Annotated in this window: 11 protein-coding genes; 8 read left to right on the forward strand and 3 right to left on the reverse strand. The window is 64.2% G+C overall.

The features are described 5' to 3' along the window. Positions 1 to 352 precede the first annotated feature (352 nt). From ACLIMP_RS20655 to ACLIMP_RS20665, 3 genes are all read left to right on the forward strand, one after another. On the forward strand, positions 353 to 2,491 hold the full coding sequence (locus tag ACLIMP_RS20655) for a TonB-dependent receptor (RefSeq protein ID WP_443478199.1): 2,139 nt from the start codon (positions 353 to 355) through the stop codon (positions 2,489 to 2,491). A gap of 80 nt (positions 2,492 to 2,571) precedes the next feature. Beyond that, on the forward strand, positions 2,572 to 3,333 hold the full coding sequence (locus ACLIMP_RS20660) for an SDR family NAD(P)-dependent oxidoreductase (RefSeq protein ID WP_443478200.1): 762 nt from the start codon (positions 2,572 to 2,574) through the stop codon (positions 3,331 to 3,333). 142 nt (positions 3,334 to 3,475) lie between these two features. Then, on the forward strand, positions 3,476 to 5,284 hold the full coding sequence (locus tag ACLIMP_RS20665; RefSeq protein WP_197283080.1) for a diguanylate cyclase: 1,809 nt from the start codon (positions 3,476 to 3,478) through the stop codon (positions 5,282 to 5,284). Between the two features lie 27 nt (positions 5,285 to 5,311). Here the strand turns inward: ACLIMP_RS20665 and pncB are convergent, their stop codons facing one another. Beyond that, entirely contained in the window at positions 5,312 to 6,616 is a 1,305-nt protein-coding gene (gene pncB, locus ACLIMP_RS20670; protein WP_443478201.1) for a nicotinate phosphoribosyltransferase, read from the reverse strand. 27 nt (positions 6,617 to 6,643) lie between these two features. Here pncB and ACLIMP_RS20675 point away from each other — a divergent pair, with 27 nt between their 5' ends. Next, positions 6,644 to 7,294 carry a cysteine hydrolase family protein gene (locus tag ACLIMP_RS20675; RefSeq protein WP_443478202.1) on the forward strand — a complete coding sequence of 217 codons (651 nt, stop codon included), beginning with the start codon at positions 6,644 to 6,646 and terminating at the stop codon, positions 7,292 to 7,294. A gap of 21 nt (positions 7,295 to 7,315) precedes the next feature. Here the strand turns inward: ACLIMP_RS20675 and ACLIMP_RS20680 are convergent, their stop codons facing one another. Beyond that, complete coding sequence (locus tag ACLIMP_RS20680; RefSeq protein ID WP_443478203.1) at positions 7,316 to 8,083, reverse strand: energy transducer TonB; 768 nt, start codon at positions 8,081 to 8,083, stop codon at positions 7,316 to 7,318. Between the two features lie 359 nt (positions 8,084 to 8,442). On the opposite strand from ACLIMP_RS20680, the gene ACLIMP_RS20685 reads away from it, so the two are divergent. From ACLIMP_RS20685 to ACLIMP_RS20700, 4 genes are all read left to right on the forward strand, one after another. Continuing rightward, complete coding sequence (locus ACLIMP_RS20685; protein WP_443478204.1) at positions 8,443 to 9,366, forward strand: LysR family transcriptional regulator; 924 nt, start codon at positions 8,443 to 8,445, stop codon at positions 9,364 to 9,366. A gap of 90 nt (positions 9,367 to 9,456) precedes the next feature. After that, the gene (locus tag ACLIMP_RS20690) at positions 9,457 to 11,448 is read left to right on the forward strand and encodes a TonB-dependent receptor domain-containing protein (RefSeq protein WP_443478205.1); all 1,992 of its coding nucleotides are present in this window, start codon (positions 9,457 to 9,459) and stop codon (positions 11,446 to 11,448) included. A 69-nt stretch (positions 11,449 to 11,517) separates the two neighbouring features. Next, positions 11,518 to 12,369, forward strand: a complete 852-nt coding sequence (locus tag ACLIMP_RS20695) for a DUF4198 domain-containing protein (RefSeq protein ID WP_443478206.1) — start codon at positions 11,518 to 11,520, stop codon at positions 12,367 to 12,369. A 257-nt stretch (positions 12,370 to 12,626) separates the two neighbouring features. Next, the gene (locus tag ACLIMP_RS20700; protein ID WP_443478207.1) at positions 12,627 to 13,910 is read left to right on the forward strand and encodes a cystathionine gamma-synthase family protein; all 1,284 of its coding nucleotides are present in this window, start codon (positions 12,627 to 12,629) and stop codon (positions 13,908 to 13,910) included. A gap of 169 nt (positions 13,911 to 14,079) precedes the next feature. Here ACLIMP_RS20700 and ACLIMP_RS20705 read toward each other — a convergent pair whose 3' ends face one another. Continuing rightward, complete coding sequence (locus ACLIMP_RS20705) at positions 14,080 to 16,317, reverse strand: TonB-dependent receptor (protein ID WP_443478208.1); 2,238 nt, start codon at positions 16,315 to 16,317, stop codon at positions 14,080 to 14,082. Positions 16,318 to 16,819: the final 502 nt, after the last annotated feature.

Genomic DNA, 16,819 nt, shown 5'->3' on the forward strand with positions numbered 1-16,819 from the left:
CTTTCCCGCCGCCGGATCGGCGCTGAATCTGGGCCCTGTTCGCCTGTCGGATGAGGGAGCGGAAAAAATCTGTCCCGCCATGAACCCGTGCGCGGATCGTCATGGACCTTGGCGATCAATCGCGACATTCAGGTTCCGCACCGCTTCATGTCCGACCATCGGTGATCCGCGTGGATCACGATCGCCGCAGGGCGTGCCTGCTGCATCTCCGCCCCGTCGGGACGTGCAGGAAGACATGGCAGGCAGGGGAAACCCCCGCCCGCAGCCCGGGAAGACAGGTGCCGCACCAAGCCGACGCAGAGCGGTCCGGTGACGAAAAAGCAAGGTTCAGGTTCAAATCGGAGTTTTTCAAATGAAGAAGTCTGTCATGCGGGTGCTGCTGGTCGCAACGGCACTCACCGCGCTTCCTGCCGTCGCCATGGCCCAGGAAACACCGCAAGCAGGGTCGGAACAGGACGCCCCGCAACAGGGCTTCGGAGACATCGTGGTCAGCGCCCAGCGCATCGACCAGCGGCTCCAGGACGTTCCGGTCTCGGTAACCGCCATCACCGCCGAGGAGATCGAGACCCGCCAGGTGCTCTCCCCCACCGATATCGGCCGCCTCGCCCCCAACGTGAACCTCAGTTCGGTGACCGGCGGCAGCGCCGGCCTCACCGCCTATATCCGCGGCGGCGGCGTGACGGACGGCGGCTACATCATGTCGGAGCCGGAAGTCGCGCTTTACGTGAACGACGTCTACAACGCCCGCATGCAGGCCGCCCTGCTGGACTTTGCCGAGATCGAGCGGATCGAGGTGCTGCGCGGCCCGCAAGGCGTGCTCTACGGCCGTAACGCGGCGGCGGGCGCGATCAACATCATCACCAAGCAGCCTGCCGACACGCTGACCGGCAACGTGCAGGTCGGCTACGGCACGTGGAACGAACGCCGCGTGAAGGGCTACCTTTCGGTTCCGCTCAGCAAGGACGGCAAGTGGGCCTTCTCGCTCAACGGCATCGTCCGCGCGCGAGACGGCGGCCGCCAGTACAATGCCACGCTGGACCGGAAGGTCGGCAAGGAAGACTTCCAGGGCGGCCAGTTCGATCTCGCCTACAAGGGCGACGCCGTTAAGGGGCGGCTCAACCTGTTCTATGTCCATCTCAACAGCGACGGCCAATGGGCCAGCAACACCGTCACTGGCGACGACGGCAAGATCGTGCCGCTCTCCGGCTCCTACCGCACCGTGCTCTCGCCCTTCCCGTCCTATACCGCCGTCACGCAGAAGGGCGGATCGCTGCGCCTTTCCGCCGATTATCCGGGCGGCACCATCACCTCGATCACCGCCTATTCGCGCCTGAAGGACCGCTGGGGCGAAGACTTCTCCGGCGGCGTCTACCCTTCGATGATCGAGGGCAGCGGCGATACGCCGATCTCGCTGTTCGAACGCGAAAGCCGCTCGAAGTCATGGCAGGCCAGTCAGGAGACCCAGTTCGCCGGGTCGCTGGCGGACGATTTGGTGAACTATGTCGTCGGGCTCTACTACTTCCACGAGCAGGGCGATCAGGACATGAACTCCACGATATTCTTCGCCCCCTCTACCACCCGGTTCCATGCCGAGACGAATGCCTGGGCGGGCTACGGCCAGTTCACCTTCAACGTGACCGACAAGCTCGCACTCGTGGCGGGCGGCCGGTACACGCTGGAAGACAAGAGCCTGGACGCCACGCTGGCCGGCACGCCCGCGATCAGCCGGGACCACTACGAGAAGTTCACGCCCAAGCTCGGCGTCAACTTTAAGCCCTCGCGCGACATGCTGCTCTATGCATCCTACACGGTCGGCTTCAAGTCAGGCGGCTACAACGGCCTCGCCTCCACCGCCGCGCAACTGGCCACCGCCTATCGCCCGGAGACCACGAAAGCCTGGGAAGCAGGGGTGAAGGCCGATATCGGCCGGACCGTTCGCGGCTCCGTTGCCGGCTTCGTCAACAAGATCACGGACCGCCAGGAAACCGTGAACCTCAATGACGGCGGCTTCCTTGTCGAGAACTACAACGTGAGGATTTCCGGCATCGAGGCAGAGCTGGCCTGGCGCCCGCTTACCGGGCTCCAGATCTGGGGCAATGGCTCGATCAACCGGGGCAAATACCTCTCCACCGACTCCGCCGTCGGTTCGCTGATCGGCAAGAACCCGCCCTCGTTGCCCAAGTACCAGGGCACCATCGGCGTGGACTACTCGCTGCCGGTCGGTCCAGGCACGGCCAAGCTCGGCGCCGACGCCGCCTTCCGCGACCAGTACTTCTCGACGCCGGACAATCTGGAGGTCGGCCACGTCAAGGCGACCCAGTTGTTCAACGCCTATGCCGGATACGACGTGGGCCCATGGAACTTCCAGATCGCCGGCAAGAACCTGTTCAACCAGACCTACTGGACGACCGGCTTCGGCTTTTCGGTGATCAACCCGCGCATCATGGCCAATCCGCGCACGGTGCTGGGCACGGTGAAGTACAGCTTCTAGCAACGTCCCGGCGGGCTCCCCTCGGCCGGGAGCCCGCCTCCCGCGATCGGCGGCCGCAGGCGTCATGGAGTGCAAAGGAAATGAACAACGCGCGGTTTTCCGGCCTCAACGTCGTCGTCACCGGGGGACGCGGCGGCATCGGCGCTGCCATCGTCTCGGCCTTTGCCGCCGAAGGAGCCCGCGTGGTGAGCGCGGATCTCGCCTGCGAGGATGAGGATGGCGGCACCGGCAAGGCCCTTGTCCTCGAACGCCGCCTGGACGTCACCAGCGAAGCGTCCTGGTCCGGCCTGCTCGATTTCGTGGATACCCATCTCGGCGGACTGGATGTCCTGGTGAACAACGCCGGGTTCTATCTGCCCGACATCGCCTTCGAGGACATGCCGCTGGACCTGTGGCAGCGCCATTTCGCCATCAATTCCGACGGCACTTTCCTCGGCTGCAAGCATGCGATCCGGCATATGAAGGGGCGTGGCGGCGGCTCCGTGGTCAACCTGGGGTCGGGCATGTCGATCACCGCCAACCCGAACGGCGCGGCCTACTGCGCCTCCAAGGCCGCTGCGCTCATGACCACCAGGGCGGCGGCGCGGGCGGCAGGCCGCTACGGTATCAGGGTCAACGCCGTGCTGCCCGGCGCCGTCCCCACCCCGATGCTCATGGGCAACATGCACGGCGGCGAGACCGAGAGCGAATTCCTCGCCCGCATGGAGAGTTTCAGCCCGCTCGGCCTGCTGGCCACGCCCGAGGATATCGCCCGCGCCGTGCTGTTCCTCGCAGATCCCGCCAACCGCGCCATTTCCGGCATCCATGTCCCGGTGGACGGCGGGAACATCCCCGGCGCCTGACTTAAGCAAACCTACGCTAACCTGCCACAACCTCATCAAGACAATCGATTTCTGTTGCATCGTCGCCCCGATTGACCAAAGGCGAAACATTGCGGATCTACGGAGTTTCCCCTTGGTCGGATCATTGTCCAATCGCATCGTGATGCTGTGCAGCATCCTGTGCCTGATGTTGGCCGTCCTGGCGGGGCTCCTGCTCGACGGTTCGTCGCAGATGCACGGCAGCCTCACGTGGGTGACGCATTCCTCGCAGGTTCTCAAGACCGCTAATCGTGCTCTCAGCCATCTCCAGCAGGCCGAGTCCGGCCAGCGCGGGTTCGTGCTCACGCATAATCCCGAATTCGGCCAGACCGTCGCCACGGAAATCGCGGCCTCCAAGCGGGACGCGGCGGCGCTTGTCACCCTCACCTCCGACAACCCGTCGCAGAACGAACGCGCCCGCCAGATCCGCTCGCTGATCGAGGAACGCTCAGCAAACCTGGAAAAGTCCGCCGAACTTACCCGCAACGGCGATTTCGCCGCCGCGCAGGCCCTGGCCGCCACCGGGCGCGGGCGCTACATCATGCTGCTGGTGGACGCCCGCGTCGGCGACCTGCTCAGCGAGGAGCGCGCCCTTTCGATCTCGCGGATGGGCGCGGTGGAGCACAGGCTCAACTACATCCGCTGGCTGGTGCTCATCGGCACGCCGCTTGCCATCGTCATCATCGCCCTGATGGGCACCGCACTGATCCGCCGCATCCGCCGCCCGGTCGACGCCATGATGACCGTGATGGGCCAACTTGGCGCGGGCGATCGCAGTGCCCGCATCGACGCGACCATGGATTCGAGCGAATTCGAACGCCTCGCCAGCGGCTACAACGCCATGGCCGAGGAGCTTGAGGCCGCCGTCGCCGATCAGGTGGACAGCGAGGAAAGGCTGCGCGTCGCCAATCTCGAACTGAGCGGAAACGCCGATGTCCTGCGCGAACGCGGCGAGGTCATCGAACTACTGGGCGGCATGGCGCACCGGATGCAGGCCGCCCGCACAGACGAGGAACTGGCCTCGATCATCCGCGTCTTCGTGCCGCGCGTCCTGCCCGAAATCCCCGGCGCGCTCTATGCCCACAACAATTCGCGCAACCTGCTCGTGCCGATCGCGGCGTGGGCGGGGCTCGAAGTCGAGACCGCCGGGTTCGCACCGGACCAGTGCTGGGCGCTGCGGCGCGGCCAGAGCCATTTCGTGGTCGAACCCGGCTCCGATATCGTCTGCGCCCATGTCGGGGCCGAAACCGACCACTATCACTGCGAGCCGCTGCTGGCCGGCGGCGAAGTCATCGGCGTGCTTTATCTCAAGGGCGTGGTCGGGGCCGAGAACCGCTTCCGCCTGACCGTGCTGACCGAGAACATCGCCTCGGCCCTCGTCAACCACAGGCTGCAGCGCGGCCTGCGCGAACAGACGATCCGCGACCCGCTCACCAGCCTGTTCAACCGCCGCTACATGGAAGAGACGCTGGCGCTGGAAATCGCCCGCGCCTCGCGCACCGGCAGCCCGCTCAGCCTCGTCATGTGCGATGTCGACCACTTCAAGCGCTTCAACGACGAATTCGGCCACGAGGCAGGCGATGCCGTGCTCCAGGCCGTTGCGGCCGAGATGCGCAGCCGTTTCCGCGACGGCGACGTGGTCTGCCGCTTCGGCGGCGAGGAATTCACGATCATCGCGCCCGGCACTTCGGCCGCCGTGCTGGCGGGCCGCGTGGAAATCGTGCGCCAGGCGATCAGCGAACTGATGGTCAACCAGGGCGGCCGCACGCTCGGCTCCACCACCATGTCCTTCGGCATCGCCACCTGGGAAGAGAACATGGAGCGTGACGGCTCCACTCTCATCAAGTCCGCTGACGCCGCGCTCTATCGCGCCAAGCGCGACGGGCGGAACCGGGTCGTGCTGGATGCCCGTGCGGAAGCACTGGCGGCCTGATCCTGTCCCGAACGCAGGGTTGCGGCGCTAGACGCTGACCTTTGCCGCAACCCGCCCGCCGTCGCCGAATACGCGCAGGTAACGTTCGATCTCGGCGGGCCTGCCGGTCGCCTTGGCCGGATTGTCCGACAGCTTCACGGCGGGCCGGCCGTTGGCCGAAACCACCTTGCAGACCAGCGAGATCGGATCGAGCCCATCGGTTTCGAAAGGCGCGCAGCCCCGGAAGTCATTCGTGAGGTTGGTACCCCAGCCGAAGCTCATCCGCACCCGGCCGTGGAAATGGCGATAGGTCGCCTCGATGCTGTCGATATCCATGCCGTCGGAAAAGATCAGCAGCTTGGTCCGGGGATCGCGGCCCTTTTCACGCCACCAGCGGATGATCTGCTCACCGCCCTCGATCGGCGGCGCGCTGTCGGGGCGGAAGCCGGTCCAGTCGGCCACCCAGTCAGGCGCGCGTTCGAGGAACGACGTCGTACCGAAGGCATCCGGCAGCGCCACCAGCAGGTTGCCGGCATAATGATCGCTCCAGTCCTTGAGCACGCGATAGGGGGCCTGCCGCAGCTCCTCGTCGCCGTCTGCCAGCGCGGCCAGCACCATCGGCAATTCGTGCGCATTGGTGCCGATCGCCTCAAGGTCCGCATCCATCGCCAGCAGGACGTTGGATGACCCGATGAAGCGCTCGCCCAGCCCTTCCTTCAACGCTTCGACGCACCAGCGCTGCCAGAGGAAGCCGTGCCGCCGCCGCGTGCCGAAATCCGAAAGCACGAGGTCGGGAAGCTGGGCGAGCCGCTCGACCTTCTCCCACAGCTTCGCCTTGGCGCGCGCATAGAGCACGTCGAGCTCAAAGCGGCCGCGATCCTTCATCGCCGTGCGCGAACGCAGCTCGTTCACGATGGCGAGCGCGGGAATTTCCCACATCATGGTATGCGTCCACGGTCCTTCGAACCGCAGTTCGTACTGGCCGTCCATTTTGCGAAGCTCATACTCCGGCAAGCGGAAATCGGCGAGCCAGGCGATGAAATCCGGGCTGAACATCTGCGCCTTGCCGTAGAAGCTGTTGCCCGCCAGCCAGATCAGCTCCTTCTTGCCGAACCGCAGCGAACGCGCATGGTCGAGCTGGGCGCGCAGTTCGGCCTCGTCGATCACATCGGCCAGACGGACCGACTTCGTGCGATTGATGAGCTCGAACGTCGCCTGCACATCCGGATAGAGATGCCGGACCATCTGAAGCATCAGCAGCTTGTAGAAGTCCGTATCCAGCAGGCTGCGCACGATCGGGTCGAGGCGCCAGTTGTGATTGTATGTACGCGTTGCGATATCGGTGTAGACCATGACAAACTCTTAGGACGATATCCCGCAATGACAAACCCTGGGGCACTCAACCTTACGGCAACTCCGGTTTCGAATTCCGGCAGCCGCCGGTTCGTCATCGTCGTGGACATGCAGGGGGACTTCGTACATGCCGACGGCGCCCTGCCCGTCCCCGGCGCACAAGCCATCGTGGCGCCGATGCAGGATTGGCTCAACGCGCTCGATCCCGCGCTGACCGCCGGTGTCCTGCTTACTTTCGACACGCATCAGCCCGAACTCTATGCCGGATCGCCGGAAAGCGAGGAGTTCCCCATTCATTGCATGAAGGGAACGGCGGGCTGGGAAAGCGTGCTCGATGCAAGCGCCATCGATTCCCTCATTCCGGTCTACACGCTGGAAAAGGGCGTGTTCGATATGTGGGCCGAACCCGGACTGGCGATGGAACCTGCCCGCGGCGCGCAAGGTGAGCCGACAGGCCGCGACAGTTTCTTCTCCGATCTGGCCGGGTCGGGCGTGGAAACCGTGACCGTAGTGGGCGTGGCGGCAGAATACTGCGTGCGCTGGGCCATGGAAGGCCTGCTCGCTCGCGGCTTCAGGGTTGATCTGCCCGCATCCCTGACGCGCGGCATCGGCAAGGATGCCGGGGAAGTCATCGTCGAACTGGGCGAAGAACACCGCCTGGCTGCGCTGGCTCCGTAAGCCCTGCCCCCGCCGCGCGGGTCAGGTCTGGAGGACGAAGGGAATCTCGACCAGCCCGCGCACCATGACCGCGGCACCATCACGCCGCGTGGGAGACCACTTCCAGCGCCTCACCGCGGACAGCGCGGCCTTGTCGAGACGCTCGAACCCGCTGCTTTTCGACACCGAGATATCCGCGACCGAACCGTCCGCGCCCAGGATGACCATGAGCACGACCGTGCCCTGCTCGCGCTTGCGGCGCGATTCCACCGGATAGCGCGGCGGATCCGCAGCGATCATCTTGGAAGAAAGGTCCCCTGCGTTCTCGATCCGAGGCGCCGGGGCCAAAGCCACTGTCTGCGTCTGGGGCGCGGGCGGGCCCGGAATCGCCACCTGCACGACCGGCGGCTCCGGCGAGGTGGAGATCGTGGCGGGCGCCGAGGTCAGCACGATCGGCGGCGGCGGCGCCACGACCGGGGAGACCGGCTGCACCACCTGCTTCACGGGTTGCGGCTGGGATTTGGGCGGCGGCGGAGGCGGGGGCGTGGGCTGTTCCAGATCGGCGACCACCAGCCGCTTGCGTGCTTCCTGATGGCCGTTGACGATATTGAGTGCCAGCATCGAGGCGATCATCCCGCCGACGATCGCGGTGGCGCCCAGCATCGCGCCGATGTTCGGGCGGCGTTGTTCGCCATAACGCGAAACCGCCCAGGCTCCGGGAAGAGCGACGACCTCGCCCTGGGGCTGGGCCCTCGGACGCTCCGGCAGGACGACGTCGTCCGTCTGCTGAATTGTGGCGTATTTCGTCAAGTTACCGAACCCCCGCCAAAAGCCATTTTGGCCTGGCTAATGCGAGTCATTCGCATAGCTGAACCTTGATTTGCAGTCGAGACACAATCCGCACCGCATGGGCGGTTCCCGCCACAACCGCGCGTAAGGCCGGACGATTCGCAGCCTTGCCTTCCACGATGCATTGCCACTCGATTGCCATGTATTTCGCTATTGCGAATGAAACGCGATAAAGCAATATCCGCAATTGCAAGATGCGAAGCATTCCTTGCAACTTTCGTCAGCCAATCACTTAAAAATTTGTATTATAAGGATTTTTTCTGATTCCATCGTTAGGCGCAAAAATTGCGACTGCGAAGGAATTGCAATAATCGCCGGAAATGTCGCTCCCGATCGCACCCAACCTGCTGCTGATCCTCGCGCTCCTGCTCAAGACTAAAAGCGTGAGCGGGACGGCACTCGCCCTGGGCGTAAGCCAGCCCAGCGTAAGCCGAGCGCTCTCGCAGCTTCGGACCGCACTGAAGGACCCGCTGCTGGTCCGCTCCGGCGCGGGCATGGCAAGGACGCGCCGGGGTGAGGAACTTGTCGGCAAACTGGCGGACTGGGTGACGACAACGTCCTCCCTGCTCATGGAGGACAGCTTCGCGCCCGCCGAAGTGGAACGGCGCTTTCGCATCGCCTCAACCGATTTCGGGGTGATGTCGGTGCTTTTGCCTGCCATCGCGATGCTTCGAGAACTCGCGCCCGCTATCTCGATCGACATCGTGCCGCTCAGCCATGCCACGCACCGCTCGCTGGCGGAGGGCGATATCGACTTCGCGATTTCCGGGCTCGACCATGACCCGGCGCAGCTTCATCGAATGTTGCTCTTCAGGGACAGCTTCCGCTGCGTCACGCGACGCGATCATCCCCTGGCCGTAAGCGATGACACGCCAATCACGGTGGAAACCTTTCTGGAGCACCCCCATCTCGGCCTCACTGTAAGCGAGGCGGAACTGGACCGGGTGACAATGACGCTCGGCCCGCTCGCCGCCACGCGCAAGGTCGCCGCCAGCCTGCCTTACTTCGGCCTCGCGCCGGACATGCTGGCGGCCGGCGATCTCGTGATGGTGCTGCCCGCACGGGCGGCAAACCATTTCAGCCAGACTCACGAACTGGCTTCGCGCCCGGCGCCGGAGCAACTGGGAGAACTGGAATACTGGCTGCTCTGGCACGAGCGCAGCCACCGCGACCGAGCAGCCGAATGGCTGCGGGACCGGCTTCAGGAGATCTGCTCCGCAAGCCTGACCGGCAAACCTGAATAGTCGATATCCGATCTTGATTGTTGGCCTTGGCCGGCTTCCGTCCCAATGGCGCTACTGCAATCTATTCGCATTAGCACAATGGGGGTTTCCGTGTTCAAAAAATCCGGGCTGCGCGCGAGCGCGGCCACCCTGGCGCTTGTCGTGGCACCTGCCGTGTCGATCAGCGCCGTCCCGGCGCTCGCCGACGAGGTAGACGGCACAACCAACGGCTCGACGATCGTCGTTACCGCGACCAGCCGCGAGCAGGAAGTGAAGGACGCGCCCGCCTCGATCAGCGTCCTCACCCGCGCGGATCTGGAACGCCTGCCCTATCGCGAAATAAACGATGCGCTGATGGAAATTCCGGGCGTCACCGTAACCCCGGGCGAAGGCAACAGCCGCGACATCTCGATCCGCGGCATGTCTCCGCAGTACACGCTGATCCTGGTCGACGGGAAACGCCTCAGTTCGCGCGAATCCCGCACGAACGGGGGCAGCATCTCCGAAGGCGGCATGTTGCCCCCGCTGGAGGCCATCGAACGCATCGAAGTGGTGCGCGGCCCGATGTCATCGCTCTACGGCTCGGACGCGATGGGCGGCGTCGTCAACGTCATCACCCGCCGCATCGCCGACAGCTGGCGCGGCAGCGTCCGAGTGAACGGCACGATGCAACTCGGCAGCGATTATGGCAATTTCGCGGAAGGCAGCTTCTATCTTTCCGGTCCGGTCACCAAGGGCATCGGCCTCCAGGTGCAGGGCTCGATCAACCGCCGCACCGAGGACAACGTGATCGGCGGCACCCCCGACCGCAAGGACGAGAGCCTCTCGGGCAAGCTGGGCTTCTCGGCCGGGCCGGACCACGACCTCCTGATCGAGGGCGGGTACTACCGCCAGAAGACCTTATCGACCGCAGGAAAGACCGTGGAAGTGACCGCCACCGTGCCTGAAGGCACCGTGGATTCGCAGACCCAGGAACGCTACGTCGCCGCGCTCAGCCACCAGGGACGCTGGGGCTTCGCCAGTTCCGAAAGCTACGTCCAGTACGAGGACGCCAGGAACATCGAGAGCGACAAGCGGATCAAGAACACGGTCGCACAGTCGATCTGGTCGGTGCCGCTGCCGTCGAACATGCTCAGTCTCGGCGGGTTCTTCCGCAACGAGGACCTGAGCGACACCACCGGCAACTTGCTCTCCGGCTCCACCCGCGCAGGTGCCTCGCGCACCAACTGGGCGCTGTTCGCCGAGAACGAGCTCACCATCCTCGACAACCTGCGCCTCACCGGCGGCATCCGCCTCGACAAGGACGAGCAGTACGGCTCGCATTGGACGCCGCGCATCTACGCGGTGTGGAATGCGGCCAGCAACTTCACGCTGAAAGGCGGCTATTCACAGGGTTTCCGCGCGCCCAACCTGCGCCAGACATTGCCGGACTGGGGACAGAGCAGCCGCGGCGGCACGATCTATGGCAACCCTGACCTCGAAGCCGAGACCTCGCGCACCGTAGAGGCGGTGGCGATGTACGAAGGCAAGGGCTTCGAAGCCAGCCTCACCGTCTACGACACCCGCTTCAACGACAAGATCACCCGCGTGACCTGCGAAGTGGCCGGCGCGTGGTGCATCGACGAGCCGCTAAGCTCGATCGGCCGCCCGCCAACGACGTACGTGAATGTCGACAAGGCGAAAGTGCGCGGCATCGAGGCCACCATCGATATCGCCCTCACCGGCACGCTGCGCCTGAACGCCACCGGCACGCTGACGGATTCGGAACAGCTGACCGGCGCCAACATCGGCTCCGCGCTGAACGACACGCCCAAGCAGCAGGCCAGCGGTTCGCTCAACTGGCGGCCCGACGACCGCCTGACCGTTTATGCACGCGCCGTGTTCCGCGGCGAGGAAGCCGTGACGGAAGCCCAGATCAGCGGCAACAACATCGTCGCCTCGTCCTATACGACCGTGGACCTCGGCGGTTCGTACAAGGTCTCGCCGGCCTTCACTTTCCATGCCGGTGTACAGAACCTGCTCGACAAGCGGATCGACTACGACAACTACGGCTATGTCATCGATCCGGCCCGCATCTGGATGGGCGCCACCGCCCGCTTCTGACGACCACGAACTGGCGCTTCGGGGCATCATTCCCGGAGCGCCTTTCGGCTTTTAAATCGAGGACATACCATGCTTTTCCGCTCCCTGCTTCTCGCCGGTTTCGCGGCCGCCGCATTTGCCGCCCCCGCTCACGCACACCGTGCCTGGCTGCTGCCGTCAACCGCCTCCCTGTCCGGCACCGGGCAAGTCGTCTCGGTGGACGCCGCCGTATCGAACGACCTGTTCCACCCCGATCACGTCGCACTGAACACCGACCAGATCACGGTCAATGCTCCCGACGGCAGCGACGGCCTGGTTGAGAACGCCGCCAAGGGCCGCCACCGTTCGACCTTCGACGTGAAGATCGACAAGCCCGGAACCTGGAGGATCGGCACCCAGCGCACGGCCTATGCCGGAAGTTTCAAGCTGAACGGCGAGGAATGGCGCGTCGGCGGCCGTCCGCCGCGTCCGGTTGCGCCGGGCGCTGCTCCCGCCCCGGTGCGCCGCGTCGCGGGTCTGGCGGATATTCCCGCCGGGGCAACCGACATCAAGCTGGCCGAAGTCATCGCGGCCAATGCGATATTCGTAACCGCCGATGCCCCCACCAAGACCGTCTTCGTCACCGGCAAGGGGCTGGAGTTCGATCCCGTCACTCATCCCTCCGCGCTCGTTTCGGACGAGGAAGCCCGGTTCCGGTTCCTGGTCGACGGCAGGCCCGCCGCAGGCGTGAAAGTCAACGTGGTTCCCGGCGCCAAGAAGTTCCGCGAAGCCGAAATGGCGCAGGAACTCGTGACCGACGCGCAAGGCGTGCTCACGGTGAAGTGGCCGGTCGCCGGGGTTTACTGGCTCAACGCCGCTACCGCCGATGCCAGGCCCGACGAACGCCGGGCCAGCGAACGGCGCATGAGCTTCACCACCACGCTGGAAGTGCTTGCCCCCTGATCGTGCCGGAGTTGCCGGACCTCGTTCGGCAACTCCGCGTCGGGGCGGCCGGGTTTCCACCGGGCGCCGCGAGATGAACCGATCAACGATCCCAGCATCCCGTCCTTAGGCGGGCTCGGTATGCCCGCCCACCCAGAGCGGTATCCGTCCGTGCGGACGGGGGTGACACTTGGCACTTTCAATGTGCGAACACAGAACACGCATTGGATGCTATGTTGCGCCGGCCCGTCGCCCGGGCCATCAGCAAGGAGGATGAGATGACCGCACCTCGCGAAAGCAAGACAGCCATCGGTGGACACAAGCTTCACCCGGACACTCTGATGCTGAACTATGGCTACGATCCGTCTCTCTCGGAAGGGGCGGTCAAGCCTCCGGTTTTCCTGACATCGACGTTCGTTTTCCCGACAGCCGAGGAAGGCCGGGACTTCTTCGATTATGTTGCCGGCCGGAAGGAGCCGCCTGCAGGTCAGGGGCGCGGGCTGGTCTATTCCCGCTTCAATCATCCCAACAGCGAAATCGTCGAGGACCGGCTGGCGGTCTATGAAGGCGCCGAAGCAGGCGTCGTGTTCTCTTCCGGCATGGGAGCGATCACGACCACTGTATTGGCGTTTGCCCGGCCCGGTGACGTGATCCTCCATTCGCAGCCGCTTTACGGCGGAACAGAGACGCTTTTGGCGAAGACTTTCGCCAATCTGGGCATCAAGGCGCTCGGCTTTGCAGACGGACTGGACGAAGCCGCCGTGATGGCAGCCGCAAGTGAGGCGGCAGCACTGGGACGGATTTCGATGGTGCTGATCGAGACCCCGGCCAACCCGACCAACAGTCTCGTCGACATATCGCTGCTCGAACGCGTTTGTGCCAGAATGGGCGACCTGCAGGGGCACCGCCCGCTACTGGTATGCGACAATACTCTTCTTGGCCCGGTGTTCCAGCATCCCCTGGCACATGGCGCCGACATTTCGCTCTATTCCCTGACCAAGTATGTGGGCGGGCATTCCGACCTCGTGGCAGGCGCTGCGCTCGGCTCGGCGGCACTCATGCGCGAAGTTCGCCTCCTGCGCAGCGCAATCGGGACCCAGTTGGACCCTCACAGCTGCTGGATGCTGAGCCGGTCTCTGGAAACGCTGGGCCTTCGCATGGAGCGCGCGAATGCCAACGCTGCCGTGGCGGCCACATTCCTGAAGGATCATCCGAAGGTTATCGGCGTGGCCTATCCCCCGTTCTATCCCGCAGGTTCCCGGCAGGCCGAAGTCTTCGCCGCCCAGTGCAGCGGCGCAGGCTCGACCTTCGCCTTCGATATCGCCGGAGGCCAGCCCGCCGCGTTCCGGTTCCTGAACGCATTGCAGATCTTCAAACTGGCGGTCAGCCTCGGAGGCACGGAATCGCTGGCGAGCCACCCGGCAACCACGACCCATTCGGGCGTCCCTCTGGAAGTGCGCGATCGTATCGGCGTGCTGGAAACGACTGTGCGGCTTTCCATCGGCATCGAACATGCCGAGGATATTGTCGCCGATCTCGCGCAGGCGCTCGACCTCGCCTGACCTTGCGCCGCGGCAGACCGACCTTTCGAAAGCGCAAGGTCGGTCTGCCCACAAGCAGCGTCGCGCTGCCATTCTCCATCCACCGGTGCTGGATATCGGGCACGCCAACGGCCGCACCGTAAGATGTTTCTTGGAGAATGCCTGTTTAGGGTTTCGTAAAAATGCCGGATCAATAAGTAAATCTAAGCGTCGCGCCATAAGTGCGCGGCGCCGCCCGCGCTGTGGTGGCACCGATCCCGGTTGATATCTTCTGCTGGAAATACTTCGTGTCCGAGATGTTCTTCATCCAGAACTCCAGATCCCATTTCTCCGTCGGACGGTATTCGATCGAGCCGTTAAGCAGCATGTATTCGTCCTGCTTCAGGACCCCGTCCGTCTCGAAAGGAAAGCCACTGTTGTAGCTGCCCATCATGTTTACGCGCAGTTGCTGCACCTCACCCAGCGGGATGGTCGCGCTGGCGCCGAGACTGGCGGAAAAGTCCGGCGCCGTCGGGGTCTGGAACCCTGAAGCATCGCCGAAGCAGGTCTTGAACCCGCCGGCCTGCGGCCCGGTGGTCATCCCCGGCGCGCGGGTTCCGGTGGCGTCGCAGATCGCCGGGTTGGGGTAGATGAACGGAGCACCTGCCAGCGTGTCGGTCGGGCCGAAGTAGTGGAAGCGGGAATCGAGCCAGGTAAAGCCCCCGAAGATGCGCAGACCGTCGGTCGGCGCAGCCTCGAAATCCACGTCGAGACCATCCACCTTGACCGAAGCCGCATTCAGCAGGGCCGCCGTTCCGATCGTGCCCACCGCCGCCGAGCGCACCTGATAGTTGGTGATGTCATAGTGGAATACCGAGGCATTCAGGCGCAACGCACGGTCGAACAGTTCCGACTTCACGCCGATTTCGTAGGCGTTGATATACTGCGGCTGGACGGGCGGAAGCTGCGGGTTCTGCAACGAATAGGTGCCTGCCTTGAAGCCGCGGTTATAGGAGGCATAGACGCTCACGTCGTCGGAAAGCTCCTGCCGGATCGCGGCGCGCCAGGTGAATTTGCCATAGCTTATCTTGTCGTCGGTCGGGATGAAAACACCCACGACATCGTTGGCGAGCGCGGCATAGCCACCGCCGAGGCGGCGCTGGTCCTTTGTATAACGGACGCCGCCGGTCAGCTTGGTCGTGGATGTCAGCGCATAGGTCACTTCGCCGAACGCCGCGTAGGAATCGGTATCGAGCGTGGCATCGATGTACTGGCCGCTGGTGAGCCCGCCCAGCGCCAATCCGGTGAACCTGGCCCGGTTGAAAACCTCTGAACGCAGGTAGAACGCCCCGATTTGCCAGCTGAGCGGTTCCGTATCGCTCGATGCCAGCCGCAATTCCTGCTGATAGGCGCGCGAGCCCGATGTGAACGCGATCCGCATGTAGGGAACCTGCGTGGCATCAACGTCGAAGTCCGATCTGTTCTTGCTGTCGCGCAAGGAACTGATGCTGGTCAACGTCGCGAAGCCGAGATCCGCCTCGCCCGTCAGGCTAACTCCCCAGTTGGTCAGCTGGGTGAGCGAATAATCGTTCGATGCCGTGTCCATGCTGCCGATCGAACGGATGCCCCCGACTACGAGATAGTCCTCATCCACGCTCCAGCCGACCGCGGTATTGTCATCCGTGTCGTAGTAATCGCCTGACAGCACGAATTTCACATCGTCGCTGGCGCGAAGCACGATCTTGGATCGGGCGCCCCAGTACCGCATCTTCTTGATATCGCGGTCCAGCGTGACGTTTCGGCCCCAACCGTCGCGCTGGTCGTAGCCGGTCAGGGCAATGTCCGCGCTGATCCGGTCCGTGATCGGCCCGCCCAGATAGGCCTGCCCCTGTATCGTGTCGTAGTTCGCATAGCCCACCTGCCCGGACGCTTCGAGATGGTCCCCTGGCTCCCGGGTGATGACATGGATGAGCCCGCCGAATGCATTGCGGCCGAACAGCGTGCCCTGCGGCCCCTTCAGAACCTCGATACGCTCTATGTTGTTGAATTGCATGACGGTGCTGGACAAGTCCGGCATATAGACCCCATCGACGTAGAAGGCATTCGAGCCTTCGTCCCCGATCGAGGCATTGGTGGTGCCCACCCCCCGCACGAAGAACAGGCCGCTGGCACCCGAACGGGAGAACTGCACCGCCGGAACGGCCTGGGTCAGCGTATTGGTCTCGGAAATGCCGGAGGACTGGAGCGCTTCCGATCCGACTGCGGTAATCGCGATCGGCACTTCCTGGAGGTTCTCCGCCCGGCGCTGCGCGGTCACGATGATTTCCTGAAGGCCGTGCGCCTCATCCTGCGCCCTTGCCGGCCGCACCTCGCACAGGGCCATGACGGCGATGGCAGCGCAGCCCCAATGCGCAGGTAAAGAACTGGAAAGCCGACGATTACCTGACATTGCACACCCTCCAGATTCGTGCATGGGCGCCGGTCCCGGCGCTCCTCCCATTGCGAAGCCATGCTTCGCCTGTCCTGCCGAGGCGCCCGATTGTATTTGAAATTGCCGCCCCGGATCGCTCCCAAGGGTGATCGGCACGAATAGGAGGGTCAATCGACCAAGAACCGCCAAGGCCGCAAATTTCCGCCACAAGCATAAGAAATTGGCGGATTTTACATCAAGGGAACATAGTTCTCCTGCGCGTTCCGTTCTCATGGCGGGCCGTTTTTGCCTCGAACCTCGATCATTGCCGCCCGGGAGTTCACGCCGGGGAGATCGGCGGAACGAAAGCCCCCGCCGGATGCTGCAGCGCGAAACAAATTCTTGCAGCGGGTCCCTCGATTAGGCAAGATAGGGCCACGAATTCGGATTCTGCCCGCAATGACGCAGGCGTGATCCAGCGGTCCTTCGGAACCGCATATAGAGGCAACGACGCCATCGACCGGCCCTGCAAGGGGCCCGG

The sequence above is a fragment of the Novosphingobium aeonii genome (assembly GCF_052279045.1).
Classification (GTDB): domain Bacteria; phylum Pseudomonadota; class Alphaproteobacteria; order Sphingomonadales; family Sphingomonadaceae; genus Novosphingobium.

Excerpts from the sequence above, each read along its gene's own strand:
- ACLIMP_RS20655 (WP_443478199.1), top strand. The coding sequence starts at position 353 with ATGAAGAAGTCTGTCATGCGGGTGCTGCTGGTCGCAACGGCACTCACC.
- ACLIMP_RS20705 (WP_443478208.1), bottom strand. The coding sequence starts at position 16,317 with ATGTCAGGTAATCGTCGGCTTTCCAGTTCTTTACCTGCGCATTGGGGC.
- ACLIMP_RS20660 (WP_443478200.1), top strand. The coding sequence starts at position 2,572 with ATGAACAACGCGCGGTTTTCCGGCCTCAACGTCGTCGTCACCGGGGGA.
- ACLIMP_RS20695 (WP_443478206.1), top strand. The coding sequence starts at position 11,518 with ATGCTTTTCCGCTCCCTGCTTCTCGCCGGTTTCGCGGCCGCCGCATTT.
- ACLIMP_RS20700 (WP_443478207.1), top strand. The coding sequence starts at position 12,627 with ATGACCGCACCTCGCGAAAGCAAGACAGCCATCGGTGGACACAAGCTT.
- ACLIMP_RS20685 (WP_443478204.1), top strand. The coding sequence starts at position 8,443 with ATGTCGCTCCCGATCGCACCCAACCTGCTGCTGATCCTCGCGCTCCTG.
- ACLIMP_RS20665 (WP_197283080.1), top strand. The coding sequence starts at position 3,476 with ATGCTGTGCAGCATCCTGTGCCTGATGTTGGCCGTCCTGGCGGGGCTC.
- pncB (WP_443478201.1), bottom strand. The coding sequence starts at position 6,616 with ATGGTCTACACCGATATCGCAACGCGTACATACAATCACAACTGGCGC.
- ACLIMP_RS20675 (WP_443478202.1), top strand. The coding sequence starts at position 6,644 with ATGACAAACCCTGGGGCACTCAACCTTACGGCAACTCCGGTTTCGAAT.